This is a genomic window from Hymenobacter sp. YIM 151858-1, assembly GCF_025979705.1.
Classification (GTDB): Bacteria; Bacteroidota; Bacteroidia; order Cytophagales; family Hymenobacteraceae; genus Solirubrum.
The window spans coordinates 726,167-750,326 of sequence record NZ_CP110136.1 but is presented as its reverse complement, the minus strand read 5'-3'; the positions used below and the strand labels follow the sequence as shown (position 1 = coordinate 750,326).

Annotated in this window: 23 protein-coding genes and 1 tRNA gene; 17 read left to right on the top strand and 7 right to left on the bottom strand. The window is 62.2% G+C overall.

Going from position 1 to position 24,160, the window contains the following annotated elements:
* The first annotated feature begins 104 nt into the window (after positions 1 to 104).
* From OIS50_RS03120 to OIS50_RS03100, 5 genes are all read left to right on the top strand, one after another.
* Positions 105 to 674, top strand: a complete 570-nt coding sequence (locus OIS50_RS03120) for a lipocalin family protein (protein ID WP_264692867.1) — start codon at positions 105 to 107, stop codon at positions 672 to 674.
* Between the two features lie 76 nt (positions 675 to 750).
* On the top strand, positions 751 to 1,200 hold the full coding sequence (bcp, locus tag OIS50_RS03115; RefSeq protein WP_264694321.1) for a thioredoxin-dependent thiol peroxidase: 450 nt from the start codon (positions 751 to 753) through the stop codon (positions 1,198 to 1,200).
* A 186-nt stretch (positions 1,201 to 1,386) separates the two neighbouring features.
* Positions 1,387 to 2,271 carry a transketolase gene (locus OIS50_RS03110; protein ID WP_264692866.1) on the top strand — a complete coding sequence of 295 codons (885 nt, stop codon included), beginning with the start codon at positions 1,387 to 1,389 and terminating at the stop codon, positions 2,269 to 2,271.
* A gap of 135 nt (positions 2,272 to 2,406) precedes the next feature.
* Positions 2,407 to 3,813, top strand: a complete 1,407-nt coding sequence (locus OIS50_RS03105) for a vWA domain-containing protein (RefSeq protein ID WP_264692865.1) — start codon at positions 2,407 to 2,409, stop codon at positions 3,811 to 3,813.
* Positions 3,814 to 4,243: 430 nt separating this feature from the next.
* Positions 4,244 to 5,200, top strand: coding sequence for a transketolase family protein (locus OIS50_RS03100; protein WP_264692864.1), 957 nt, complete (start codon positions 4,244 to 4,246; stop codon positions 5,198 to 5,200).
* A 94-nt stretch (positions 5,201 to 5,294) separates the two neighbouring features.
* On the opposite strand, the gene OIS50_RS03095 is transcribed toward OIS50_RS03100, so the two are convergent.
* Together OIS50_RS03095 and OIS50_RS03090 are read right to left on the bottom strand one after the other, a co-directional pair.
* Positions 5,295 to 6,026, bottom strand: coding sequence for a hypothetical protein (locus OIS50_RS03095; RefSeq protein ID WP_264692863.1), 732 nt, complete (start codon positions 6,024 to 6,026; stop codon positions 5,295 to 5,297).
* A 320-nt stretch (positions 6,027 to 6,346) separates the two neighbouring features.
* Positions 6,347 to 6,691 carry a hypothetical protein gene (locus tag OIS50_RS03090; protein WP_264692862.1) on the bottom strand — a complete coding sequence of 115 codons (345 nt, stop codon included), beginning with the start codon at positions 6,689 to 6,691 and terminating at the stop codon, positions 6,347 to 6,349.
* A 293-nt stretch (positions 6,692 to 6,984) separates the two neighbouring features.
* Here OIS50_RS03090 and OIS50_RS03085 point away from each other — a divergent pair, with 293 nt between their 5' ends.
* The 4 genes from OIS50_RS03085 (at position 6,985) to OIS50_RS03070 (ending at position 9,886) form a co-directional block, all read left to right on the top strand.
* Positions 6,985 to 7,530, top strand: a complete 546-nt coding sequence (locus OIS50_RS03085; RefSeq protein ID WP_264692861.1) for an RNA polymerase sigma factor — start codon at positions 6,985 to 6,987, stop codon at positions 7,528 to 7,530.
* Between the two features lie 30 nt (positions 7,531 to 7,560).
* A complete protein-coding gene (locus OIS50_RS03080; RefSeq protein ID WP_264692860.1) occupies positions 7,561 to 8,052 on the top strand; it encodes a hypothetical protein in 492 nt (163 codons plus the stop codon).
* A 29-nt stretch (positions 8,053 to 8,081) separates the two neighbouring features.
* On the top strand, positions 8,082 to 8,558 hold the full coding sequence (locus OIS50_RS03075) for a hypothetical protein (protein ID WP_264692859.1): 477 nt from the start codon (positions 8,082 to 8,084) through the stop codon (positions 8,556 to 8,558).
* A 131-nt stretch (positions 8,559 to 8,689) separates the two neighbouring features.
* Positions 8,690 to 9,886 (top strand): aspartate aminotransferase family protein, encoded by a 1,197-nt coding sequence (locus OIS50_RS03070; RefSeq protein ID WP_264692858.1) that lies wholly within the window; start codon positions 8,690 to 8,692, stop codon positions 9,884 to 9,886.
* A gap of 151 nt (positions 9,887 to 10,037) precedes the next feature.
* Here the strand turns inward: OIS50_RS03070 and OIS50_RS03065 are convergent, their stop codons facing one another.
* Positions 10,038 to 10,502 carry a tellurite resistance TerB family protein gene (locus tag OIS50_RS03065; protein ID WP_264692857.1) on the bottom strand — a complete coding sequence of 155 codons (465 nt, stop codon included), beginning with the start codon at positions 10,500 to 10,502 and terminating at the stop codon, positions 10,038 to 10,040.
* A gap of 273 nt (positions 10,503 to 10,775) precedes the next feature.
* Here OIS50_RS03065 and pfkA point away from each other — a divergent pair, with 273 nt between their 5' ends.
* A complete protein-coding gene (gene pfkA, locus OIS50_RS03060; RefSeq protein ID WP_264692856.1) occupies positions 10,776 to 11,747 on the top strand; it encodes a 6-phosphofructokinase in 972 nt (323 codons plus the stop codon).
* 90 nt (positions 11,748 to 11,837) lie between these two features.
* Here pfkA and miaA read toward each other — a convergent pair whose 3' ends face one another.
* Positions 11,838 to 12,764, bottom strand: a complete 927-nt coding sequence (miaA, locus tag OIS50_RS03055) for a tRNA (adenosine(37)-N6)-dimethylallyltransferase MiaA (protein ID WP_264692855.1) — start codon at positions 12,762 to 12,764, stop codon at positions 11,838 to 11,840.
* Positions 12,761 to 13,909, bottom strand: coding sequence for a glycosyltransferase (locus OIS50_RS03050; protein ID WP_264692854.1), 1,149 nt, complete (start codon positions 13,907 to 13,909; stop codon positions 12,761 to 12,763). Before OIS50_RS03050 ends, miaA begins: the two co-directional genes overlap by 4 nt.
* Before the next feature lie 120 nt (positions 13,910 to 14,029).
* Between OIS50_RS03050 and OIS50_RS03045 the strand changes: the two genes are divergently transcribed.
* From OIS50_RS03045 to OIS50_RS03030, 4 genes are all read left to right on the top strand, one after another.
* Complete coding sequence (locus OIS50_RS03045) at positions 14,030 to 18,124, top strand: PAS domain S-box protein (RefSeq protein WP_264692853.1); 4,095 nt, start codon at positions 14,030 to 14,032, stop codon at positions 18,122 to 18,124.
* A gap of 58 nt (positions 18,125 to 18,182) precedes the next feature.
* Complete coding sequence (locus tag OIS50_RS03040; protein ID WP_059070281.1) at positions 18,183 to 18,560, top strand: response regulator; 378 nt, start codon at positions 18,183 to 18,185, stop codon at positions 18,558 to 18,560.
* A 101-nt stretch (positions 18,561 to 18,661) separates the two neighbouring features.
* Positions 18,662 to 19,429 carry an MBL fold metallo-hydrolase gene (locus OIS50_RS03035; RefSeq protein WP_264692852.1) on the top strand — a complete coding sequence of 256 codons (768 nt, stop codon included), beginning with the start codon at positions 18,662 to 18,664 and terminating at the stop codon, positions 19,427 to 19,429.
* Positions 19,430 to 19,491: 62 nt separating this feature from the next.
* A complete protein-coding gene (locus OIS50_RS03030) occupies positions 19,492 to 21,063 on the top strand; it encodes an NFACT RNA binding domain-containing protein (protein WP_264692851.1) in 1,572 nt (523 codons plus the stop codon).
* A 120-nt stretch (positions 21,064 to 21,183) separates the two neighbouring features.
* Here OIS50_RS03030 and OIS50_RS03025 read toward each other — a convergent pair.
* Positions 21,184 to 21,265 (bottom strand) — tRNA-Leu (locus OIS50_RS03025).
* A gap of 232 nt (positions 21,266 to 21,497) precedes the next feature.
* On the opposite strand from OIS50_RS03025, the gene OIS50_RS03020 reads away from it, so the two are divergent.
* On the top strand, positions 21,498 to 21,983 hold the full coding sequence (locus tag OIS50_RS03020; protein WP_264692850.1) for a low affinity iron permease family protein: 486 nt from the start codon (positions 21,498 to 21,500) through the stop codon (positions 21,981 to 21,983).
* Between the two features lie 75 nt (positions 21,984 to 22,058).
* Here the strand turns inward: OIS50_RS03020 and OIS50_RS03015 are convergent, their stop codons facing one another.
* The gene (locus tag OIS50_RS03015; protein WP_264692849.1) at positions 22,059 to 22,790 is read right to left on the bottom strand and encodes a Dps family protein; all 732 of its coding nucleotides are present in this window, start codon (positions 22,788 to 22,790) and stop codon (positions 22,059 to 22,061) included.
* A gap of 108 nt (positions 22,791 to 22,898) precedes the next feature.
* On the opposite strand from OIS50_RS03015, the gene OIS50_RS03010 reads away from it, so the two are divergent.
* Both OIS50_RS03010 and OIS50_RS03005 read left to right on the top strand, forming a co-directional pair.
* Complete coding sequence (locus tag OIS50_RS03010; RefSeq protein WP_264692848.1) at positions 22,899 to 23,609, top strand: VIT1/CCC1 transporter family protein; 711 nt, start codon at positions 22,899 to 22,901, stop codon at positions 23,607 to 23,609.
* Positions 23,610 to 23,685: 76 nt separating this feature from the next.
* Positions 23,686 to 24,147, top strand: coding sequence for a hypothetical protein (locus tag OIS50_RS03005; RefSeq protein ID WP_264692847.1), 462 nt, complete (start codon positions 23,686 to 23,688; stop codon positions 24,145 to 24,147).
* The last annotated feature ends 13 nt before the right edge of the window (positions 24,148 to 24,160 follow it).

Below are 24,160 nucleotides of genomic sequence, written 5' to 3'. Positions count from 1 at the left end.
ATTCGGGCAGGGTTGCAGCACGGGGTGCGCGGCAGGCCTAACGTAAATGTCGCCCCAACGTACCTAGGGCTGGCACCCAGCGCCCCAAACCACACCCCAACCATATGCCTACTCCCAACATCCGTAAGCCTGGCCTGCTCACGGCCGCCGCGGCCACCGTGGCAGCCGGTGCGGCCGTGTACGCCCTTACGCGCCGCAAACGCCCCGAGCTGATTACCGTTCCGCACGTCGATTTGCACCGCTACGCCGGTTTGTGGTACGAAATAGCGCGCCTGCCGCAGCGCTTCGAGCGCCGCTGCACCAACGTAACGGCCGAGTACCACCCCATGGCCGATGGCCGCATTGAGGTGAAGAATACCTGCCGCAAAAACTCGGTGTACGGGCCTGCTGAGGCCGTGCACGGCGTGGCCCGCGTGGTTGATACCGAAACCAACGCCAAGCTGAAGGTGCAGTTTCAGTGGCCGTTCGAGGGCGACTACTGGATTCTGACGCTCGACCCCGAGTACCAGTTTGCCCTGGTAGGCACGCCCAACCGCAAAGCCCTCTGGATACTCGCCCGCAGGCCACACCTTTCGCTGCCTACCCTGCACAACCTCGTGGAGGTAGCCCGGCAAAAAGGCTATCCGGTCGAGAAACTCATTTACACCGAGCAGCTAGAGGCCGAGCAGCCCTAGGTGCTGCCGGCTCCGGGGCACCCGGGCACCTAGGGAGGCGCTACATCTGGCCAAGGCTTTTACCTTTGCCCCGATGATTACGCTGAACCCCGGCGACCAAGCCCCCGATTTCGCGTCGCAAGACCAGCACGGCCAAACCGTGCGCCTTTCCGATTTGCGCGGCCAGCGCGTGGCCCTGTACTTCTACCCCAAAGACGACACCCCCGGCTGTACGGCCCAGGCCTGCTCGCTGCGCGACGGCGAAACCGAGCTGAAAGCCGCCGGCATTACCGTACTCGGCGTCAGCCCCGATACCGGGGAGTCGCACCAGCGGTTTGCTCAGAAATACGAGCTGCCCTTTCAGTTGCTCGCCGACCCCGACAAGCAGCTGGCCCAGGCCTACGGCGTGTGGCAGGAAAAGAAAAACTACGGCCGCACCTATTGGGGCGTGGTGCGTACCACTTTCCTGATCGATGCCGACGGCCGCGTGGAGCGTATCATCCGCCGACCCGACACCAAGAACCACGCTGCTCAATTGCTCAAGTAATTTCAGCCGCCGGCGGACCTCTTGTAGGCCCGCCGGTTTGGTTTTGGCGAGGTGCTGCCCACTGCCGATTTTTGCTGGCACCTAGGCGCTATTGCCTGAACCTGGCCCGTAACCTTCGCCAACGATTTGCCGCATAAGGCGGCGCTGTTGTTGGCTTATTCTCCCGAACCCCCTCACTTACCCCATATGTCAGCTTCTTCTTCTCCCGCCGCAGCCACGGCGACCCGCTCCATCACCGAGCTCAAGCAAATTGCCGCGCAAGTGCGCCGCGACATCGTGCGCATGGTGCACGCCGTAAACTCGGGCCACCCCGGCGGCTCGCTGGGCTGCACCGATTTGCTGGTGGCCTTGTACTTCAAGTTCATGAAGCACACACCCGAGCCCTTCGATATGAACGGCGTGGGCCAGGACCTGTTCTTCCTCTCCAACGGCCACATTTCGCCGGTGTTTTACTCGGTGCTGGCCCGCTCGGGCTACTTCCCGGTAAGCGAGCTGGCTACTTTCCGCAAGCTCGATTCGCGCCTGCAGGGCCACCCCACCACGCACGAGCACCTGCCCGGCGTACGCGTGGCTTCGGGCTCGTTGGGCCAGGGCCTGAGCGTGGCCGTTGGCGCGGCGCAAGCCAAAAAGCTGAACAACGACGACCGCACCGTGTACGTGCTGATGGGCGACGGCGAGCTGGAAGAAGGCCAGATTTGGGAAGCCGCCATGTACGCCCCGCACCACAAGGTGGATAACCTGATTGCCGTAGTCGACCGCAACGGCCAGCAGATCGACGGCCCCACCGACAAAGTGGGCGGCCTGGGCGATTTGCGCGCCAAGTTCGAAGCCTTCGGCTGGCAGGTAATTGAAGCCGACGGCAACCAGTTCGAAACGCTGCTGCCCGCGCTGGAAGAAGCCCAGTCGCTGCTTGGCCAGGGCAAGCCCGTAATGCTGCTGATGGATACCCAAATGGGCTTCGGCGTCGATTACATGATGGGCTCGCACAAATGGCACGGCGTGGCCCCCAACGACGAGCAGCTGGAGAAGGCCCTGCAGCAGCTCGAGGTTGAGCAGAACTCCGACTACTAAGCCCCTGAACTGCCTCGGCACAGACGATTGCCGCACGTTTGGCGTTAGCCTGCGGTACTGCTTTCTGCGCTCGTCAATGCTAGGTTAAGCTGCTCCTACCCTGTATTTTGGAGGGGCAGCCCAGGCCTCCACCGCATGTTACTCCGCCCGCTCATCCTCTGGCTTTTGGTTATTGCCGGCTTGCTGGCCGGCCGGCCTTTGCGCGCCCAGCAAGCTGGGCCGCAAAGCCAGCCCAAAACCACGCGCATTCTGTTCGTGCTCGATGCTTCGGGCTCGATGCTGGCGCCGTGGGAGGGCGAGCCGCGCTGGAACGTAGCCAAACGCTTGCTGGCCCGCATGGCCGATTCGCTCAATGCTTACCCCAACCTGGAGCTGGGTTTGCGCGCCTACGGCCACCTGCACGACAAAGACGAAAACAACTGCGAAGACTCGCGGCTGGAAGTACCCTTTGCGCGCAAAAATGCGGCCGCCATCAAGCAAAAGCTGCAGGAGCTGAAGCCGCAGGGCAACACGCCCATCACGTACTCGCTGCTGCAGTCGGCCTCGGATTTTCCGTCGGAGAAAACCTCGCGCAACGTGCTCATCTTGATTACCGACGGGCTGGAGTCGTGCAACGGCGACCCGTGCGCTACCTCGTTGGCGTTGCAGCGCAAGCGCATCTTCCTCAAGCCGTTTGTAATTGGCATCGGGGCCGAGCGCGACTTCGGCAAGCAGCTGGAGTGCCTGGGTCAGTACTACAATGCGGCCGACGTGAAGACTTTCCGGACCATCCTCAACGACGTAATTGCCCAGACCCTGGCCAAAACCACGGTGGCGGTAAACCTGACGGACGAGAACGGCCGGCCCGTGGAGTCGAACGTGAACCTGACTTTCCTGAACAGCCTCACCGAAACGCCCGAGTACAACTACGTGCACTGGCGCGACGCCAAAGGCCAGCCCGATGTGCTCGACGTTGATCCGCTGCAGTCGTACGACCTAGTAATCAACACGGTGCCGCCGGTGCGGCAGGCCAACTTGCCCATTAAGCCGGGCAAGGCCAATGTACTGAGCTTCAAGACGCCGCAAGGAACCCTGAACCTGCAAAACCCGCAGCTTACGCCCAACCCCTACGGCACCATGCACGCGGTGGTGCGGCAGCAGGGCAACCCGGCCACGTTGGTGTCGCGGCCCTTCGGCAGCAAGCAAAAGCTGCTGGCGGGCAATTACGAGGTGGAAATCCTGACCCTGCCCAGGCAAACCCGGCGCGTGAGCATCAAGCAAGGCAAGGAAACCGTGGTGACGTACGATGCCCCCGGCGCCCTCAACATCCTGTCGGATTTGAAAGGCTACGGCAGCATTTACCGCTTGAACCAGGACGACACCCAAACCTGGGTGTACACCCTGGGCGATAATGCCAGCAGCAAAATCAACCTGACGATGCAGCCCGGCAACTACCGCCTGGTGTTCCGGACCAGCACCGCCACCGGCAGCAAGTTCACCGACGTGCGCACCTTCACCATCCGCAGTGGGCAAACCACTTCGGTCAGCATTTTTGGCAAGTGATGAACGGAGTTGACGTGCACGAACTCCCCTCCTCAGATGAGGAGGAGACGCAGCCGCCAAAGGCTGCGGCTGGGGTGGTTGCCCCCGCGTCAGATACTAACCTCAACCCCTCCGTTCGTTTGATGAAAGAACGTCATGCTGAGCTCCGCCGAAGCATCTCTACCGCTTCGCCAGATAGTATAATTCCTCTCTGATATCCGCACGCGCGATTCCTCGACTTCGCTCGGAATGACGAACCTGCCGAGCCCAACGAAGCGGTAGAGATGCTTCGGCGGAGCTCAGCATGACGCCCTAGGTAATCAGCCTAGGATAATCGTTCAACAACCCACTGTTCAACGATTGTCAACCACCCCGCCCTTCGGGCACCCCTCCTCAGCTGAGGAGGGGAGTTTGTTCTTCCTTTTTTAGAAACCCTCTCCCAACCTCATACATGAAAGATTTCCCGTACACCGAGAAGAAAGACACCCGCTCCGGCTTTGGCGCCGGCCTGCACGAGCTTGGCCAAACCAATCCCAACGTGGTAGCCCTGTGCGCCGACCTGATTGGCTCCCTTAAAATGGATGCCTTTGTGAAGGACTTTCCGGAGCGCTTCTTCCAGGTAGGTATTGCCGAGGCCAACATGATGGGCCTGGCGGCCGGCCTCACCATCGGTGGCAAAATTCCGTTCACGGGCACCTTCGCCAACTTCAGCACGGGCCGCGTATACGACCAGATTCGCCAGAGCATTGCTTACTCGGGCAAGAACGTGAAGATCTGCGCATCGCACGCGGGCCTTACCCTAGGTGAAGACGGCGCTACGCACCAGATTCTGGAAGACGTAGGCATGATGAAAATGCTGCCCGGCATGACGGTCATCAACCCTTGCGACTACAACCAAACCAAAGCCGCCACCCTGGCCATTGCCGACTACGAAGGCCCGGTGTACCTGCGCTTTGGCCGCCCGGTGGTGCCCAACTTTACGCCCGCCGACCAGAAGTTCGAAATCGGCAAAGCCCTGATGCTGAACGAAGGCACCGACGTGAGCATTTTCGCTACGGGCCACTTGGTATGGAAGGCTATCCTGGCCGGCCACCTGCTAGCCGAGAAGGGCATCAACGCCGAAATCATCAACATTCACACCATCAAGCCGCTTGATGAGGAAGCCGTGCTGCAGTCGGTGCGCAAAACCCGCTGCGTGGTAACAGCCGAAGAGCACCAAATGCACGGCGGCCTGGGCGACAGCATTGCCCAGCTGCTGGCCCGCGAGGAGCCCCTGCCCCTCGAAATGGTAGCCGTAAACGACTCGTTCGGCGAATCGGGCACGCCCGATCAGCTGATGGAGAAGTACGGCCTGAACGAGCAAGCCATTGTGGCGGCCGTTGAGAAGGTAATGAGCCGCCGGAAGTAACCTGCTGCCGAAGCCCCCGTCGCGCGAAACGTCCCGGCCACCTAGGTGGCCGGGGCGTTTGCATTCAGAGCCGCCGGGGTTTCCAATAATCCGGTTATGCCAAGCCGGAGGTGCGCTGGTGCCGAAACACCGAAAAGCGCCCTGCCTCTTCGCCCAGGCTGAGGCAGCGGCACGAGGCCACCAGCACCGCTGCCAGTACGCCCAGCCACAGCAACGCCAGCCAGGGTACATGCAGCGGACCGTAGCTAGCCAGCACGCCCACGCGCAGCAGCGGGTTCAGCACCCCTGCCACCACCACGGCGTTGGCCACCAGCGGCACCACCAGCATGCCCAGAAACACCACGCCGCGCCTAGGGTGCACCAAGGCATCGTGGGCCCTAATGGCGGGCGGCACCACCAGCAGCAGCACCAGCAAAATGGTAGCCAGCCAGCTGGCCCCCCACTCGCCCATAAGCTGGCGGAGCACGTAGGTTTCGGGCCCGGCGGCGAGGGTGGCCGAGGTGAGCCGCGCCAACGGCAAGCCGGCAAACACCAGGGCCAGGCCAAAAGCGCGGGTGCGGGCCTGGTTCGATTCGTCGAGCAGCAGGTAGCCCAGCCACATTTGCAGGTAGGGCAAACCGGCACCTAGGGCCTGCCCGCCCAGCTGCCCGGCCTCGGTGGCGGCGCAGGTGGTGCAGCTTTCCCAGTCGCTGAAGGTGCGGTTGCCCCAGCAGCCACACGTGGCGCGCAGCAGCAGCATACGCAGGCTCATGCGCACCTCTTGCGTGAGGAACATGAGGGCCAGCAGTGCTACCGCGTAGCCGGCGGTAAGGCGGAATCGGAGCATAAGATCAGGCTGATTATTCTTCCGAAACCATAAGCCTGCCGGCACGCCCTATGCCTGAGCTACGGCAACACAGTCCGCACAGAGCGTGGGCAGGGTCTATCAATATACATTCTCTTAGGGACTTATAAAACAAAATAACCCACAACTATCTGGGTAAGTGGCCGCACCTCAGCCGCCCCAAAACAATCGGGCAGCGTACTTGGGCACGATAAGGCGGTAGCGAACTGCTTGCCCTGGCCGGCTAAAACAGGTGGCCCTTGCGGTGGCGCCGCCCAAGCGGCACCTAGGGCCATGCTGCGCCCCGGCGGCCTCGGCAGGCACTACTTCAGGATTTCCACAACCGGACGGCGCCCCGTAGCCTTTTCCATTTCGCGATTGAAATCGGCCAGCGAAATGACTTTGACCTTGAGCCTGAGTTCCTGGGCTTGCTTTATCTGTCCGTTGCCCGAAGAATAGTCCATCATGTCCGAATACTTGTAGGTATTCAGGGCTTCGCGGGTTGGTTCGGCCAGTACCAGGTTGTCGGCTTCGCTGTAGCTCAACTTCTTAAGCTCGCCGGCTTGGTACGCTTCTGCCACCACCGCCAACGAAACCTCGACGCCTTTGGGCTCTTGCCGGCAAGCCATTGCCCCGAAAGCGAGCAGCAGCACAGTTGGTTTATGCATGGTTCGATGGAAATGAAATTAGTTGCTTGCTGTAGGCAGTCGGCTGACCGCGAGTAGTAAAATTGGCCGAGGCAACGGTTATTTGCCGACCGCAAATTTGCTTATCGATTGGCTTGGCCCAAACCAGCGGTGGCCGCTTGCCCACTGCGTGGCGGCAAGGCTCTAAATTAAGGCTAGTTGAGGCGGCCCTGCCGGCAACCAACAATTTCTGAGGCCCTGGTTAAACCCAGCCCCCGTGCCTTCGTCTAACCCCGCACACGCCAACCGCCTCTACCACCTCTCCACTACCCCGCTTGGAAGACCAGGAAATCCTCCTCAAGTTCCGGGACCCCACCGCCCGCAATGTGGCCTTCAACCAGCTGGTGCGCAAGTACCAGCAGCGGGTGTACTGGCACGTGCGCAAGATGGTTATCGACCACGACGATGCCGACGACCTCGTGCAGGACGTGTTCGTGAAGGTGTGGAACAACCTCGAAAACTTTCGGGCCGATGCCTCGCTCTACACCTGGATTTACCGCATTGCTACCAACGAGTGCCTGAACTTTCTGCAAAGCAAGCGGCGCAAGTTTTTCCTGCCGCTCAACGATGTGGGCGCCGAGCTATCGGCCAAGCTCGAAGCCGACGACAGCCTGGCCGGCGACGAGGTGGAGCTGAAGCTGCAGAAAGCCATTTTGCGCCTGCCCGATAAGCAGCGCATGGTGTTCAACCTGCGCTACTACGACGAAATGCCCTACGAACAAATGGCCGAGGTAACCGGCACCAGCGTGGGGGCCCTCAAGGCTTCGTACCACCACGCCGTCAAGAAGATCGAGCAATACGTAAACGAAGCCAGCCATTAAACCTCAGGGCTTTGCGGCCCTCTAACCGATATGAAAACGCCTTTTCGACTGGACGACCACCCGCGGCGCCAACAGCCGCTGGCCGCGCCGCCCGATGGCTACTTTGATAAGTTGCCGCTGCGCGTGATGCAGCGCGTGCGCCCCGCCGAGCCCGACGCGGCTCCGCTGTTCGGCTGGCTGGCGGCGCTGAGCGCGCCGCTGCGCACCGCCCTGGCCTCGGTGCTGCTGTTGGTGGCCTTCGTGGGCGCGTTCTGGCTTACCGGCAACCCCGGGCGCGGCACGGGCCCGGCGGCTGCCGTGGCCACCGCCGCGGCGCCTAGGTCGGCGCAGGCGCTGGCGGCCGTGCCCCACGCCGAAGTGGTACAGTACCTGCTTACCAACGATGAACGCCTGACGCTGCAGGACTTGGCCGAAACGCCCGTGGCCGACCGCGACCTGACGGCCACCTTCCTGCCCGGTTCCTCGCGCGCCGAGCTGGAGGCCGCCCTCGACGAGCAGCCCAGCGTGGATGTTTACCTGTAAGCCCATCTTTGCAACCTCCTTCCTCTGATATGAAGCTTTTCCGATTGCCCCATTTGCTGCTGCTGATGCTGCTGGCCCTAGGTGCCGGGGCACCCGCCATGGCCCAGCGCCCCGGCGGCGGCCCGCGCATGGAGCGCCTCGAAAGCGCCCGCGTGGCCTACATCACCGAAAAACTCGCCCTCACGCCCGAACAGTCGCAGCGCTTCTGGCCTCTCTACAATGAGTACACCGACAAGCGCCGGGCACTGCGCCGCGAAGGCGGCCAGACCATGCGCGGCAAAGATTTTACGACCATGTCGGACCGCGAAATTCAGGCTGCCCTGGATCAGCAGTTTGCCACCCGCCAAAACGAGCTAAACCTCGACAAGGATTACGTGAAGCGGTTTCAGAAGGTCATCACCCTCCGCCAGGTAGCCCAGCTGCAACAGGCCGAGCGCGAGTTTACCAAGGCCCTCATCAAGCGCCTCGACAACCGCCCAACGCAGACTACCATCAGCAACGATTAGCCCGCTTTCTTGCCACTGCTTTTCAAAGGCTGCCCGCTGGGCAGCCTTTGTTGTTTGCCCTAGGTGTACGGGGCAGCCGCAGCGGCACTCCACGCCTAGGTGGTAACTTTGCGGGCTCGTTCTGCACGCTTATGCTTACTCCTCGCCAGCTCTTTCTGCGCCACCAGGCCCAAACCTCCGACTTCCCGCTGCTGCTCGAAATTGAGCGCGCCGAAGGCGTATGGATGTACTCGCCCGATGGCCGCCGCATTCTCGATCTGATTTCGGGCATTGGCGTGAGCAACGTGGGGCACCGCCACCCGCGCGTGCTGCAAGCCATTCAGCAACAGCTCGATAAGTACTTGCACCTGATGGTGTACGGCGAGCTGGTGCAGGCGCCGCCGGCCGAGCTGGCCCACGCCCTGCACCAAACCCTGCCCCCGGCGCTCGACAACGTGTACTTCGTGAACTCGGGCACCGAGGCCGTGGAGGGCGCCCTCAAGCTGGCCAAGCGCCACACCGGCCGCACCGAGCTGATTAGCTGCCACAATGCCTACCACGGCTCCACGCAGGGCGCGCTGTCGGTAAACGGTTCCGAGGGCTTTAAGCGCAGCTACCGGCCGCTGCTGCCCGATGTGCGCCACATCCGCTACAATCACCTCCCCGACCTCGAGCAGATTACCACCCGCACCGCCGCCGTAATCGTGGAAACGGTGCAGGGCGAGGCCGGCGTGCGCGTGCCCCTGCACGACTACCTAGGGCACCTGCGCCGCCGCTGCACCGAGGTCGGCGCCTTGCTCATCCTCGATGAAATCCAGTGCGGATTCGGGCGCACGGGCACGTTTTGGGCGTTCGAGCAATTCGGCATCGAACCCGATATCCTCCTGACGGCCAAGGGTATGGGCGGCGGCATGCCCATCGGGGCGTTCATTTCGCGCCAGGAAATCATGCAGGGCTTCAAGACGAACCCCATCCTGGGGCACTGCACCACGTTTGGCGGGCACCCCGTGTCGTGCGCGGCCTCGCTGGCCACGCTGCGCACCATCCTCGACGACCACCTGCTGGCTGGCGTACCTGGCAAAGCCGCGCGCTTCCGGCAGCAGCTGGTGCACCCGGCTATTCGGGCGGTGCGCGGCCAGGGGCTGATGATGGCCGTGGAGTTCGAGTCGTTCGGGGTGCTCAAGCCCATCATCGACCACGCCCTCGCCCACGAAGGCATCCTGACGGACTGGTTCCTCTTCTGCGACAACTCCCTGCGCCTGGCCCCGCCCCTCACCATCGCCGACGACGAAATCGACTATGCCTGCGCCGCCCTGCTGCGGGCCATCGATGCGGTGGTTCAGCCGTAGCGCGAAATTTCCGTTCGCTCTTCTCTGTCATCCTGAGCACAGCGAAGGACCTTATCACGCGAGAACGACCTAGGAGCAGGTAGTTACTATCAGGCGTGATAAGGTCCTTCCTTCGTCAGGATGACAGGTGGGCAGAAACGCCCTAGGTGCGCTACAGCCCGCGGCCGTGCGCGGCGGTGCCTTCGCCCTTGAAATTCAGGAAGGATTCCGATTCATTTTTGATTTGCTCGCGGGGCAGGCCGTCGCGCACGCCCATCGAGATTTTGCGCACCAGCACGCCCACAATGGCCTTGCGGAAACCGAGTTTCTCGGCCATGTCGATGCAGAAATCCATTTCGTTGTCGTCGACCACGCCGTCGGCCAGCATCATGTCCACCAGGTCGAAGATCTGATCAAAGCGTTCCGAGTCGTTATCGGGCAGGGTGAGGCTGTGCTGCTGCGCCTGCGCCACCACGCTGCGCACGTCGCTGGAGCTCAGCCCGTTTTTCTTCCCCACCGACACCAGGAAGTTCATTTCCCGCTCGTCGATGTGGCCATCAACCCGGGCCAGCGAAGCCAGATTGTGAATGTGGCTGCGTACTTTCTTGGATTGTTCGCTTTCGAAGAAACCAAACATAGGGGTGGGAGAAGAAACGGTGAGGAACAGCGGCCGCCACAAAAGCCAAATTGGCTAATGCCAACCCGCGGCCAAGCCAGTTGGCAGGGAGGGTAATGTTAATTTATCCTTTCCCTCTCAGGCATGCATACGAAACTCGAAAAAAAACTGTCAAATAATGGCGCATATTTGCAGGCTTAAATCAGCAACCCGCCGTACCGGTTAGCGGTTGTTCTAAACTGCCACACCTGAACGGGCCGCCGGTCGGCCCGTTTTTCTGCCCTTTTTACTAGCATGAAACGCATCGGAGTGTTTACGAGCGGTGGCGACGCGCCCGGCATGAACGCGTGCATCCGCGCCGTTGTGCGCACGGCCCTCTACCACGGCATTGAAGTTTACGGGATTATGCGCGGCTACTCGGGCATGATCAAAGGCGAAATCGTGCGGCTCGACACCACTTCGGTGGCCAACATCGTGCAGCGCGGCGGCACCATTCTCAAGTCGGCCCGCTCGCAGAAGTTCCTGACCAAGGAGGGCCGGCAGCAGGCGTTCGATCAGCTTGTCAACCACAAAATCGAGGGCCTGGTAGCCATCGGCGGCAACGGTACTTTTACCGGGGCCATGAAGTTTGAGGAGGAGTTCGGCATCCCGACCGTAGGCGCGCCCGGCACCATCGACAACGACCTGTTCGGCACCGATTACACCATCGGTTATGACACGGCCGTGAACACCGCCCTCGACGCCATCGACAAAATCCGCGACACGGCCGACTCGCACGACCGCGCCTTTTTTGTGGAGGTGATGGGCCGCGACTCGGGCTACATTGCCATTCCGTGCGCCATTGGCGGCGGGGCCGAAATCGTGCTGGTGCCCGAGCAGCAGCAAAGCATCGACACGGTGATTGAAACGCTGCAAACCGCCCGCAAGCGCCAGAAGTCGTCGTTCCTGATTATCGTGGCCGAAGGCGACGAGGAAGGCAACGCCACCATTATTGCCAACAAGGTGAAGGAGGCCATTCCGGAAATGGACGCCCGCGTAACCGTGATTGGCCACATTCAGCGGGGCGGCGCGCCCTCGGCCGCCGACCGCCTGCTGGCCTCGCAAATCGGCATTGCGGCCGTGGAAGGCCTCGTGAACGGCATGCGCAACGTGATGGCCGGCATCGTGGACCGCAAACTGGTGTACACCCCCTTCCACGATACCATCTACAAAAAGAAGCTCATCAACCAGGGCTTTATGCGCATGGTCGAGATTCTGTCGGTGTAACTGATTCACTTGCAAGCAAAAGCCGGTGCTTACCGTTTTGGCGGTAGGCACCGGCTTTTTTAGTGCTGCGGTGACGAGGCCGGCAATAGCCTACATCCCCCGCGACGTTATATGCTCTTGAATCCAGGCTTCGGCGGACTCGGGGTGCAGCCAGTGGTAGGCCGGGTCGCGGCGCAGCCAGGTAAGCTGGCGCTTGGCGTAGCGGCGGGTGTTGCGCTTGAGCAGGCGCACGGCTTCGTCCCAGTCGTAGTCGCCATCCAGAAAACCGAAAATCTCCTGGTAGCCCACGGTTTGCAGCGCCTGCTTGTCGCGGAACGGCACCAGGGCGCGCACCTCGTCGAGCAGGCCTTCGGCTAGCATCTGCTCCACGCGCAAATCAATGCGCTGGTACAGCTCGTCCCGCTCGCGGGTAAGGGCTACTTTCAGCACCTCAAAGGGGCGCTCGGCTTTGCTGCTGCTGCCGTGGAAGGAGCTGAATGGCCGGCTGGTGCTCATAGTCACCTCCAGGGCCCGCAGCACCCGTACGTGGTTCTGGCGGTCGATGCGCTGGTGGCACACGGGGTCGAGTTCGGCCAGCCGGGCCACCAGGGCGGGCAAGCCCCCCTCCTCCAGCTGCTGCTGCAGTTGCTCGCGCACGGCTGGGTCGGCGGGCGGCAGGTCGTCGAAGCCATCGGTAATGGCTTGCAGGTACAGGCCCGAGCCGCCGGTCAGGATTACCACCGGGTGCTGCTGAAACAAACGCGTGAGCAACGCCAGGCCGTCGGCCTCGTAGCGGCCGGCGCTGTAGTCCTCGCTGATGCTGTGCGAGTCGATAAAATGATGCGGCACGCCTTGCATTTCGGCCGCAGTGGGCTTGGCGGTGCCAATGCTCATCTCACGGAAAAACTGGCGTGCGTCGGCCGATACTACCTCGGTGCCCAGGTGCTGGGCTAGGCGCACGCACAGGGCTGTTTTGCCCACGGCCGTGGGGCCGGCTACTACCAGCAGCAGCGGCCGCGGGGTTGCTTGTTTGCTCATGCCAAAAGGGGTTGGGTATTCGGGACTTCCCACAGCACGGCGTACAGACGCAGCAGCTCTTGCTCTTCGTGTTGCCAATTGAGGGCCTGGCGGGCGCGCTGGCAGTTACGGGCCAATTGCTCGCGGCGTTCGGGCGCATCGCGCAGCAGGCGGTTGAGCGTGGCGGCCAGGCATTCAGGTGTTAGCTCCGGCACAACTTCGGCCACCTGGTATTCGTCGTTCAGGGCCACATATTCGGGAAAGGGCGAAATCAGCTGCGGCACGCCGGCGTGCAGGTAATCGAAAAACTTGTTGGCCAACGAGTAGTAGTAGCTCAGCCCTAGGTGCTCGAGCACGCTGATGCCCACGGCAGCCCCGCGGGTTACCTGCCGCAGCTCGGCCGGCACCACGTACCCCCGAAACTCCACCTTGCCAGCGGCTACCAGTCCTAGGTCGGCGGCGCGCTGCCGCAGCTGGGCCGACAGGTCGCCCTCGCCGCAGATTACCAGCCGGCCCTGCACCGCGGGCATGGCATCAATCAATGCCTCCAGGCCGCGGCCCACGTTCAGCACGCCCTGGTACAGAATGTACCCCGTAGCCGGCGAGGTGCCGGGCGTTTCGGCACCCAGGCGGCTGATGTTGCGTACCACCCCAAAAGGCCGCTGGTACCGCTGGCTAAACCACTGCGCCAGCGCCGGCCCCACCGTGTAGGCCAGCGTGGCCCTAGGTACCACAAAGCGCTCCACTGCTTGCCACACGCGCTGCACCCCCGGGCGCGCCACTACCTCGGGCACTTCGGTAAACAGCTCGTGGGCATCGTACACGAAGGGCTGGCCGCCAAGCCGGGCCCGCACCCACACGGGCAGGGCGGCGTCGAGGTCGGCGGCGCCGTAGGCGTGCCAGCCGCGCTGCCGCAATAGGTACAGCAGCAGCCGGATATTGTACTCTGCGTAGAAGAGCTTGCCCTTGTTGAACCAACACCGAATGCGCACTTGTTCAAAGGGTTGCGCACCCAGTGGCCGCGAGCCGGGCCGTTGCCGCCCCACCAACCGCACACGGTAGCCGTGCTGCGCCAGCGAGGCACAAATGCGCTGCATGCGCTGGTCGTAGGTAAGGTCGGAGGTAACGGCGAAGAGCAGGCGGCGCACGGCAATGCACAAATTCATCCTTCCGATGTGCACCCGGTAGGGTGTTCGGTTAGGATATATTTGACAAATTTAAGCGGTTAACCTGCTTATCACCGGCTACGGCCCAACCTAGGGGCCGCTGCAGCTGTAGTTTCTGCGATGTCATTCCACACAGATCAGGCCGTATCGGCCACCGATTACGCAACCTACCGGGCTCTTTTCGATGGTGCTTTCGATGCCATTCTGCTCTACGACGAGCAGGGCCGGCTTTTCGACTGCAACCAGCGCGCCCTCGATTTGCTGGGCACCTCGCGCGAGCAACTGCTCGAAGCTGGCATGATGAGCTTTACGCGGCCGGTGGCAACCGCCGAGCCGCACTGGGCCACCGAAACCGAGCTGACCGACGCCGTGCGGCACTGCGCCCGCACCGGCGAGCAGGCCTCGCGCGTGTGGTACGCGGCCCACCCCGATAAAACCGAGCTCGACGTGTGGCTGACGCTGCACCGGCTGCAATTGCCCGATCAGCGTAAGATTGTGCAGCTCACCGCCCGCGACGTAACCACCCAGCGCCGCACCAACGAAGCCACCAAGCAGCAGGTGGCCGTCGAGCATTTGCACAGCCAGCTGCGCGACGTGCTGAGCCGGGCCAATATGTGCTACCTCGAGCTCGACCGCAACGCGCACATCGCCGATTTCAACGAGCACTTTGAGCACCTGACGGGCTACACGCGCGAGGAGATTGTGGGGCGCGAGTACTTCGATACGTTTGCCCCGGTGGCCGAGCGCGAACCGCGCCGCCACGCCTTCCGCATGTCGCTGGAGCAGCAAAAGCTCTACGACTTTGTGGAGCGCTCCTTGCTGGGCCGCGACGGCAGCAAGCGCACTTTGTTCTGGCATTCCGAGTTTGCCCACACGCCCACCGGCGAAATCCGGGGCATCTTCTTTATCGGCTACGACACCACCGACCGGCAGGTAACGGCCAAAGCCCTGACCGACAACCGCTCGCGCCTGCAGGACTTTCTCGACAACGCCCACGACCTGATCCAGAACCTTTCGGTTGATAACCGCTTCCTGTTCGTGAACAAGGCCTGGAAGGAAAAGCTGGGCTACGACGACGACGAGCTTTCGGAGCTGACCCTAGGTGACGTGGTGCACCCCTACTACAAGGCCAAGCTGCTGTACCAGCTGCGCAACCTGTACAAGGGCGAAAAGGTGAACAAGCTCGAAACGGTGTTCCTCACCAAAACAGGCAAGCCGGTGCACCTTATTGGCTCCATTACCTGCCACTGGGACGAGGGCGAGCCGGTAAGCACACGCGCCATTCTGCACGACATCACCGACCGCATCAAGGCCGAGCGCCTGCAGAAGGTTTACTACAGCATTGCCAACCTGGCCATCAGTTCCAAGGACCTGCACTCGTTGTACGGGGCCATCCACCGCGAGCTGAGCAAAATCATCGAGACCAACAACTTCTACATCGCGCTCTGCGACGAGGCCCGCACGCACCTGCAGTTCGCGTACTTCGTCGATCAGAACTCGCAGGGCGAGAAGGCGATGGTAACGCGCCCGTTCTCGTCGGGGGTGTCGGAGTACATTATCCGCACGGGCAAGCCGCAGATTCTGGTACGCGAGGATTTGCAGATGCTGATTGCCGACGGCACCATTACGGCCTACGGGCTGATGCCGGAGGTAATGCTCTGCTCGCCGCTGAGCATCGGCGACCGGATTATCGGGGTAATTGCGGTGCAGGATTACTCCAACCGCGAAGCCTACGCCCCCTCTGATTTGGAGATTCTGCACTTCATCTCGAACCAGGTAGCGCTGGCCATTGAGCGGAAGCGCAACGAGGTGCAGATCAACAAGCAGAACGCGCGCCTCAACGCCATTTTCGAGAGCGGCACGCACTTGATGTGGTCCGTCGATCTGAAGTCGCGCCTTACCTCGTTCAACCGCAACTACGCGGCGTACTTCCTGCGCCGCAACGGGGTGCATCCGGCCCTCAACATCAACCTCTGGCACGCCGACCTGGCCATGATGGACGAGGATGCGCGCCAGCTGTTTATCGAGCACTATACCCGCGCTTTCGAGGGCGTGCCGCAACGCTTCGAGGTGCGCCTGCGCGACGTGCGCGGCCACGACACCTGGCGCGAAATCTACCTCAACCCGATTTACCTCGACGATGGCACCTTCGAGGAGATTTCGGGCATCGCGCACGACATCACCGACAAGAAACGCGGACAGCTGGAGCTGGCGGCGCAGGAGGAAAAATTCCGGGCCATCTTCGAGTCGTTCCAGGACGTGTACTACCGCACCGATGGCCAGGGCATCCTCACGCTGCTTAGCCCCTCGGTACACGATATGTTGGGCTACGAGCCGCACGAGGTGATTGGCACGCACATCGTGAACTACTACGTGAACCCCGCCGACCGCGACGCCCTGTTGCAAACCATTAAGCAGGATGGCGAAGTGCGCAACTACGAGATTGACATGCGCCACAAAGACGGGCACCCGGTAAGTGTGCTCATCAACGCGCGCATGGTGCAAGATGGCCCAGCCGGCACCGAGGGCATTGCCCGCGACATCACGGAGCTGAAAACCCTGAACGACGACCTGCGCCGCGCCAAGGACGAGGCCGAGCAGGCTTTGCATGCCAAAACGCAGTTTTTGGCCAACATGAGCCACGAGCTGCGCACGCCCATGAACGGCATCATCGGCATGATTGACTTGCTGCACCAAACGGTGGCCTCGGAGGAGCAGGAAGAGTACATCGATACGCTGCGGAAGTCGTCGGATGCGCTGCTGGCCATCCTGAACGATATCCTCGACTTGTCGAAGATTCAGGCGGGCAAAATGGAGCTGAACGAGGAGGGCATGGATTTGCACTACACCCTCGACAAGATTCACTCGCTGTTTGCCAACCGCGCGCAGCAAAAGCACCTCAACTTCACCTACGAAATCACGCCGCACACGCCGCGCTTCATCATCACCGACGAAACGCGTTTGCTGCAGGTGCTGAGCAACCTCACCTCCAACGCTATCAAGTTCACGCAGCAGGGTTCCGTAACGGTGCGCGTTACGTCGGTATCAACCGATGGCGTGGAGCACACCCTACGCTTCGAGGTGCAGGACTCGGGCATCGGCATTTCGCCCGAAAACGCGAAGCTGCTGTTCACCAACTTTACGCAGCTCGATACCACCCCCACCAAATCGTTTGGCGGCACGGGCCTAGGTCTGGCCATCAGCAAGCAGCTCACGGAGCTGATGGGCGGCAGCATCGGCGTCGACTCGAACGTGGGCGAAGGCTCCATTTTCTGGTTTAGCATCCGGTGCCGCGTGGCCACCAACGAAATGGAGATTTTGCAGGAGCGTCAGGCCTCGCGCGACCGGACCGGCTCGGAGGTAATGCGCTTCGAGCAAGCCCCGCGCGTGCTGCTCGTCGACGACAACCCCATCAACCAGAAAGTGGCCGTGCGCCTGCTCGATAAGCTGGGTTGCCGCACCGATGTAGCCGGCGACGGGTTTGAGGCCATCGGCCTGGCTACCAGCGGCCTGCGCTACGACGTCATCTTCATGGACATTCAGATGCCCGAAATGGACGGCGTTACGGCCATGCGCGAAATCCGGCGGCGCCTAGGTCCGGGGTGTCCCCCGGTGGTAGCCATGACGGCCTACTCGATGAAGGAGGACGCCGAGCGGTTTGTGCAGCAAGGCATGGACGACTACGTGCCCAAGCCCGTGAAAAGCCAGGACCTGTACGAGGTGCTGTGCCGCTGGCGCCCGCAGGCGGCGCTGCTCGCCAACGCCGGCGCCCTAGGTGCCGCCGAGCCGCCCACCGCCCCGGACCCCGAGGCCACCGCCGTGGTGGCCGCCCCGGCACCCGCCGCCGCCGCCGAGGAGGCCCCCGACCCACGCCCCATCATCGATATGGACACGGTGGAGCAACTGCGTCAGCTGGGCGGGGCTGATTTCGCGGCCGGGTTGTTCGCCGATTTCGAGCACGAGGCCGGGCCTTTGCTGAAAGAAGCCAAAGCCCTGGTTGACGCCGGAAAATACGCCGACATTTTGCCCCACCTGCACCAGCTAAAGGGCACCGGCTTCACGCTGGGCCTCACCCGCCTGGCCGAGCAAGCAAAACATTTGGAACATGACTTAAAGCAGGGCCGTACGGAGAATGCAGTGCAGGATTTTCAGGTGCTTTTGCATTACTTCGCGCAGTTCGTGGCCACTTATCCGGTCCAAACCAGCGCCACCTGACGCCCTGCCGTTAGTTTACGCCCCTACCAACTCACTCCAAACATTCTAGCTGTCAGTCATGTCCGACTCGAAAACCATCCTTATTGCGGAGGACAGCTCCGTTATCCTGAACCTGACCAAGAAGATCCTGGAGCTGCAGAAATACCGCATCGTGTCGGCGAAAAACGGAGGCGAGGTAGTAAAGCAGCTCGAGGCGCAGCCCATCGACTGCATTCTGCTCGATATCAACATCCCGGTGAAAGACGGCATGACGGTGGCCCGCGAAATTCGCCAGCACGGCGACGACAAGATCCGCCAGGTGCCCATCATCGCCATTACGGGCAATGCCAACAACTACACCATGGACGATTTCCGCGAGGCCGGCATCACCGATTACCTGCCCAAGCCCCTGGATTTCGACGCCTTGGTGCGCACCGTTAAGCAGCACATCGGGTAATTCTGAATGTTGAATTATGAATTCTGAATGGATGGGGTTCGGCATAGCTACGGTTCCGGTAATTCAGAATTCATAATTCTCAATTCATAATTCAGCACGCAGTGCAGGTTACTTTCCTCGGTTCGGGTACGTCGCAGGGGGTGCCCGTAATCGGGTGCCACTGCGCGGTGTGCCGTTCCGTCGACTTTCGCGACAAGCGCCTGCGCGTGTCGGTGCACTTGCAGGTGCAGGGCCGCAGCATCATCATCGACTCGGGGCCCGATTTCCGGCAACAGGTGCTGCGCGAGCAAATCGACCACCTGGATGCCCTGGTGTTCACGCACGAGCACAAAGACCACACCGCCGGCATGGACGACATTCGGGCGTACAATTTCAAGCAGCGGCAGGATATGCCCGTGTACGCCGAGCCGCGCGTGCTCGAGCAGCTGAAGCGCGAATACGCCTACATTTTCGCCGACCAGAAGTACCCCGGCGTACCGCAGGTCAAAACCATTCCCATCCTCAGCGACACGGCCGGTTTCGAGGTCGAGGGCATCGAGTTTCAGCCCATCCGGGCGCTGCACTACAAGCTGCCGGTGCTGGGTTTTCGGGTGGGGCGCTTTTCGTACGTAACCGATGCCAACCACCTCTCGCCCGAGTCGCGCGAGCGGCTGCGCGGCTCCGATGTGCTGGTGCTGAACGCCCTGCGCCACGAGCCGCACATCTCGCACTTCAGTTTATCCGAAGCCCTGGAAGTAATTGAGGATGTGCAGCCTAAGCGCGCGTACCTGACGCACATCAGCCACCTGCTGGGCCGGCATCGGGAGGTAGAGGCCACGCTGCCGCCGCACGTGAAGCTGGCCTACGACGGCCTGCGGGTGCAGCTGTAATATCTTCCTGAACAGGTACTTTTTTGGCTGCGTCGGGGCTGCTGAACCCGAAGCTTTTCGGCATGCACAACAACTATTTCTTTCTGCGCCTGCTGGCCCCTGCCCTTGCTCAGCACCTAGGCGGCTACCGCGTGGCAGCGTGCTTCTCGCAGGAGAAGGATGAGCTGGTTATCGGCCTGGCAAACGGCACCGCGGAATTTTGGCTGAAGGCGCATTTGGCCGGCACGCAGCCGCTGTTGTCGTTGCCCGAGAGCTTTCATCGCGCCCGCCAGAACTCCGTGGATTTGCTGCCCGATATGCTGGGCCGCGAGGTAACCGAGGTGGATACTGTGCCCAACGACCGGGTGCTGCGGTTCGCGTTTGCCGATGGGGCCGTGCTGCTGCTGAAGCTGTTCGGACCTAGGCCCAATGCCGTGTTCTGCCCCGCGCCCGGCGCACCGGCGCAGTTGTTTCAGCAGCGTGTGGTGGAGGATGCCGAATTGCTGCACCAGCCTGCCAAGCCCACCCCCACCGAGGCGGAAGTAAGCGCCCACCCCGACCCGGCCCGCCTGTTTCCGACCCTAGGCGAAGTACCTCGCTTGTGGCTCCGTTCCCAAGGCTACGACTCGGCTCCGCAACCTGGGCGGGTGGCGTTGGTGCACGAGGTGCGGCGGCGTCTCAGTACCCCCGAGGCATTCTTCATCATTCAGTTGGAAGGCCGTACGCGACTTAGCCTGCTGCCCGTGGGCACCGTGGAGCAAACCCTGGCGCCCGAGCCCGTGGCGGCCCTGCGGGCCTTTGTGCCGCTGCTGCTGGGCCGCGGGGCCTACGAGGCGGAACTGCGCCAGCTCCGCCAGCTGCTCGAAAAACGCGCCGACGAAGCCACCACCAGCGCCAGCATGGCCCGCCGGCGCCTGCACGCGCTTGCACACGAGGCCAGCTACCGCCAAACCGCCGACCTGATCATGGCCAACCTGCACCAGATTCCGGCCGGAGCCGCGCAGGTGGAAGTCGTCGATTTTTACCAAAACGACCAGCTGCGCACCATCAAGCTGAAGCCTACCGAAACCCCGCAGCGCACCGCCCAAAACCTCTACCGTAAGGCCAAAAACCAGCAGATTGAAACCCAGCAGCTGCAGGAGCGCGTGGAGAAGCGCGAAACCGAAGCCCTGTGGTGCCTGGAGCGGCTGGAGGAGCTGCCCACCCTCCTCGACCTGCGCACCCTGCGCCAATGGCGCAAGCAGCACGCCCTCGATGCGGCCACGCAAACCAAAGCAGCCAACGAACTGCCGTTTAAAGTGTTCGAAGATGGCGGCTTTACCATTCTGGTGGGCCGCAATGCCCAGAACAACGACCTGCTGACGCAGCGCTACGCCCACAAAGACGACCTGTGGCTGCACGCCAAGGACGTAAGCGGCTCGCACGTGGTGATTAAGCAGCGCCCCGGCCAAACCGTGCCCGAGCCCGTGCTGGAGCGCGTGGCCCAACTGGCCGCGTGGTACTCGCGCCGCAAAAACGACTCGCTGTGCCCCGTAACGGTTACGCCCAAAAAGTTTGTGCGCAAGCCCAAAGGTGCCGAGGCCGGAAAGGTGATTGTGGAGCGCGAAAAAGTGGTGCTGGTGGTACCTGCCAACCCCTACGAGCGCAACGCCTAGGTGCCCTGGCTGAGGTGGGCCGCTCGGCACCTAGGGCCGCTCGCATCAGCTAGCAGTTTTGCCCCCCCTGAAAAGCCAAAGCGGCTCGCCTTCCGAAGAAAGCGAGCCGCTTAGCTGGTGTGCGCACAGGGAGAGTCGAACTCCCACACCCGAAGGCACCACCCCCTCAAGATGGCGTGTCTACCAATTTCACCATGTGCGCAGGTCACATTAAATCGGCGCTTTGGGTGCGCCCGCTCCGCCGTAGAGGGCGGCGAAGTGGCGACAAAAGTAGTAGGTGGGTTTGGTTGGTGCAAGTCCTGCCCGGGCATTTTTGCCCATTGGCGTTGTACTGGCAAGGTTATCAGCTACAAAAATTCTCAGCCGGCACCGTTCATGCGTTCCTCACCCATTGTAAATTAAGCTTCCGTCGACTTTTAGCCACACCCTTCGCCATGACTACCAAAGAAGCGCTGCAGGAAATAGGCAGCCAAAACCAAGGCTCCATCTTCCAGCGCATTGCGCACACCATCACGGCATGGTCGGGCTCATCGTCGGCCTTTCTGCTAGCGTTGGGCGTTGTGCTGGGTTGGGCGCTAACCGGGCCCATGTTTCAATATTCCGAAACCTGGCAGCTCGTCATCAACACCGGCACCACCATTGTCACCTTCCTGATGGTATTTCTGATTCAGCGGGCGCAAAACAAAGACTCGTTGGTGCTGCACCTTAAGCTGAACGAGCTGATTGCCGCCACCAAAGGCGCCAGCAACCGCCTCATCAACGCGCAGGATTTCACCGAGGAAGAAATAGACACGCTGCACCGGTTTTACTGCCTGCTGGCCGAGAAAGCCAGGAAGGACAACGACCTAGGGCGCACCCACACCGTGGAAGAAGCCGAGGAAAACCACGCCGAGAAAATGGTGAAGCACCGCTCCCGGTAACTAACCGACCTGGTAAAAAACGGCCCGGGCTGCAGCTGCAGCCCGGGCCGTTTTGGTGTGCGGTGGCGGCGCGGTTTAGGAGCGGGCCAGCGGCGTATCAACCAGGTGCTCCGACAGGAACCACACCTGCATTTCGTTGGTGCGGATAACCTGGCTTACCACCAGGTCGTTGGTGCCGTCGTCGCCCGAGTCAGCCGAGCGTTCGGCAAACTCGTGGCAGGCGCGCAGGATGATTTCGTGCGCTTCGAGCAGGCGCGAAACCTGCACGGGGGCCTCCTCCCGGTCACGCGGGGGGCGCGGAATGCTGGTGGCTTCGGCAATGTCGGGGGCCATAGCCAGCGAAATGCCGCCCAAAATCTGGATGCGCTCGGCAATGGTATCCACCAGGGTGCTCTGCTCCTCGTAATGCTTGTCGTAGAGCAGGTGCAGCTGGTAAAAAGTAGGGCCCACCACCTGCCAGTGGTGCTTTTTGTACAGGTCGCGCAGCGTGATGGTATCGGCCAGCAGCTGGTTCAGCATGGTTACGCTCTCCAGCCGGGTGGCATCGTCGAGGCCGATGGGCAGGCGCTGCGCCACGGTGCCGAAGCGCTGGAGCACGCGGGGCGAGTTTTCCTGCTGATTCAGGACCGGCTGCACCATATCGGTGCCGTTTTTGGCCAATGTGATGGGCGCATCAATGTCGCCGTTGTTGGCGGTTGCTTTGCTCGAGAGTTTCGGGGCCGATTTGCCGCCGACGCGGCCGTTGGCCGAAGCCGGCGTTTTGGCGGCCGGAGCGGCCGCGGCTTTGGCGGATGTTTTGGTAGCCATTGGGTGTGGTGCGTATGCGAGTGTTCAGGTAAAACAGCCTTGCAGCTGCTCGGTTTGGCTTACGCACAGCACGGCTGCAGGTTTGCGCCGGGCGCTATCTTTACCGGTATGGCAGCCTACCACCAACACCCCCACCCCGAGGAGCACCTCACCAGCTCGGCTGTGTTGCAGGACATCGTCATTGGCTTGTCGGATGGCCTTACGGTGCCGTTTGCCCTGGCTGCGGGCCTGAGCGGCGCCGTGCAGTCGTCCGAGCTGGTGATAACGGCCGGCCTGGCCGAGATTGTGGCGGGCTCCATTGCCATGGGCCTCGGCGGCTACCTCTCGGGCCGCACCGAGCTCGATCATTACGCCTCGGAGCTGCGGCGCGAATACCGCGAGGTAGACGAAGTGCCCCACGTAGAGCGCGAGGAAGTGCGCGAGCTGCTGGCCGATATGGGCCTCTCGCCGGCCACCCAGGAGCAAGCCGTGCGCGAGCTTACCTCCGACCGCGACCAGTGGGTGAAGTTTATGATGAAGTACGAGCTAGGCCTCGAGCAGCCCGACCCCAAGCGCGCCCGCAACAGCGCGGCTACCATCGGGCTGGCCTACGCCCTAGGTGGGCTCATCCCGCTGAGCGCGTACTTCTTCACGGCTACGCCCGCCGAGGGGCTGGGGTGGTCGGCCGCCATTACGCTGCTGTGTTTGCTGGTGTTCGGTTACTTCAAAAGCCGCCTTACGGGCCAGCCGGCCGCCCGGGGCGCCCTCAAAATGGCCGGCATCGGGGCCTTGGCCGCGGCAGCGGCCTTTGGCGTGGCGCGGTTGGTGGAAGCCCTGTAATCAGCGCCCCCCCGCGACACGTATTTTGCCTTCCGCCGTGTACCTTTCGGCCGCCCATTAGCCCGGGTGCTTTACCATGAACGAAGCTCACCTTCACCTGCTGCTCAACCACGTTCCGATTTTGGGTAGCCTTGCCGGTTTTGTGATCCTGCTGGTTGGCGCCCTGCGCCGCAACGCCAGCGTAACCAAAACGGGCCTGATCATGCTGCTGGTTGCCGCCGCTGCCGCCGTGCCCACCCAGCTTACCGGCGAGGGCGCCGAAGAGCTGATTGAGCACCGCCCCGGCATTTCGCACCGGCTGATTCATGAGCACGAGGAAGCAGCCGAGCTGGCCTTCTGGGCCCTGGAGCTCACGGCCGCGCTGGCGCTGGTAGCCCTGATGCTGTGGCAGCATGCGCGGGCCCGGTTGCTGGTGCTCCTGACCGTAGGCGCGGCCGCCGTCAGCTTTGCCCTAATGGCTTACGCCGGCTGGGAAGGCGGCAAAATAAGCCACCCCGAGCTAGCCACCGCTGCCCCCGCCACCGAGCCCCAGCCCTAGCGGCCGGTTCGCG